The sequence below is a fragment of the Methylobacterium sp. E-025 genome, assembly GCF_022829705.1.
Lineage (GTDB): Bacteria > Pseudomonadota > Alphaproteobacteria > Rhizobiales > Beijerinckiaceae > Methylobacterium.
This window is the reverse complement of record NZ_JAKSYR010000199.1, coordinates 1-1,864: the sequence shown is the minus strand read 5'-3', so window position 1 is coordinate 1,864 and position 1,864 is coordinate 1. Positions and strand designations below refer to the sequence as shown.

Sequence of the window (1,864 nt, the reverse complement as noted above, 5' to 3'; positions counted from 1 at the left end):
GATGCGCTGACCAAGGCCGGGTGCGAGAAGCTGTTCGAGGAGAAGAAGTCCGGCAAGGCCGGGACCAAGCGGCCTGAGTTCGAGGCGGCGCTCGCCTACCTGCGACCCACCGACGTGCTGGTGGTGTGGAAGCTCGATCGGCTCGGCCGGTCGCTCGTCGAGATGATGCGCACCATCGACAGCCTGCGACTGAAGGAGATCCACTTCCGCTCGCTGACCGAGCAGTTCGACAGCGATACCGCGCATGGGCGCTTCGCTCTGCAAATGCACGGTGCCATGGCGGAGTACTTCCTCAACCTCAACCGTGAGCGTACGATGGAAGGGCTGAAGGCAGCATTGGCCCGCGGCCGGAAGGGCGGACGCCCGAAGAAGCTGACCGAGGCCGACATCGAGGTCGGCCGCGCCCTCCTCCAGACCGGCACCATCTCGATTGCGGCGATCGCCAAGCGGCTCGGGGTCAGCCGTGACACGTTCTACAGCTACTTCCCGCAGGCCCGCGCGCGTAGCCAAGCGATGGCTGCAGCGATCGCCAAGACCAGCTGATCCGATGCCGATCCGCCCGGAGCACCGCTTCTTCTACCCGATCGACTGGCCGCAGCTCTCGACCACGATCCGCTTCGATCGGGCCGGCGGGGCTTGCGACGGCTGCGGACGCCCGCATGGGCGGACGATCTACTGCCTACGCGATGGCCGCTGGTGGGATGCGGCGGCCGGCACCTGGCGTGACGGCCAGGGCCGGACCCTTTCGACCCTGCCGACGATCGAGGATCTCGGGGGGATCCGTTCGACCCGGGTCGTGCTCGCCACGGCCCATCGCGATCACGACACCGCCAACAACGTGGCCGCGAACCTCGCAGCGTTCTGCCAGCGCTGCCACATCAACCACGACCGGCCGGAGCACCGCCGCCGGCGCTGGCGAACCTTGTTTCGCAGGCGAGCGATGGGCGATCTGTTTCAAGGGCGCCCCTGACCCGGCTGTCGCGCCGGCGGAAGTGCGACCGGTATCGGTATCGTGCAGCCCGTCGTACCTCGGCTGTCGGTAGGCTTGCGTTCGACGACAGCCGAGCGGATCGTCTTCGGCCGGTACGCAGGTGCCCCCTTGGACCCCCGGCCCCCCTTCCACCCCTGACGCCCCAGCCTCGCCCCTCCCTTGCTGGAGAGGCGCCGTCAGGACGCAGACCGATCGCGACAGCGCCTGTGTTGGCTCGGCTCGGCATCGTGGCGATGACGGACCACTTAGGCGGCTGGGCAGCCGGCAGGAGCGGCGGTGTGTGGCTGCGAACGGGGGAACCGAACGCGACGCGACCCTGCGGCCGGAGTACGCCCCCGACACATCCATCGCGCTTCGACAGACGCACCGGATGGCAAGGCAGTTGTCCGAAATCCCGATCGGCGTGGCCGGCTTCGCCCGCACGACGTCGCCGATCCGCGCTCGATCCACCGCTGCAAAAAAAAGTTTCCGCCAATTTCGCGCGCATTTTTCCCGTGCTGAACAACCGGTCCGCGACGGAATTCCCGCAGGGATTGGACACCCCCCTACCGGGGTAGGTGAGCCTCCGCGCACAGCTTGGCTCACGTCTGTTCACGGGTTGGCCGGCTCCGAAGCGGTCCGATCCAGGTCGAGCCGACCGTAACGGCGTGCGCGGCATGGCGGCTGTACGTGTCGGCAGCAGCCGTAGGCGCATCGACAGCGCACAGCTCACCAGGCTGCAAGAGGAAGCGCCCTGGGACGCCAACGTCGTGGCACTGCCTGAGCTTGGAGGGCTGACGCGTCGCGCCCTGGGTATGCCAAGGCCGGTCATCGCACACCCGGCCTCGATCCGATCGTCGATCGAACCAAGCTCTGAGCGAACAGAAAACGATT

Annotated in this window: 2 protein-coding genes; both read left to right on the top strand. The window is 67.5% G+C overall.

What is annotated here, in order from left to right:
• Positions 1-543: recombinase family protein (locus MKK64_RS27485; RefSeq protein WP_243938911.1), on the top strand; the 543-nt coding region annotated here is incomplete at its 5' end.
• A 4-nt stretch (positions 544-547) separates the two neighbouring features.
• On the top strand, positions 548-970 hold the full coding sequence (locus tag MKK64_RS27480; protein ID WP_243938909.1) for a hypothetical protein: 423 nt from the start codon (positions 548-550) through the stop codon (positions 968-970).
• Positions 971-1,864: the final 894 nt, after the last annotated feature.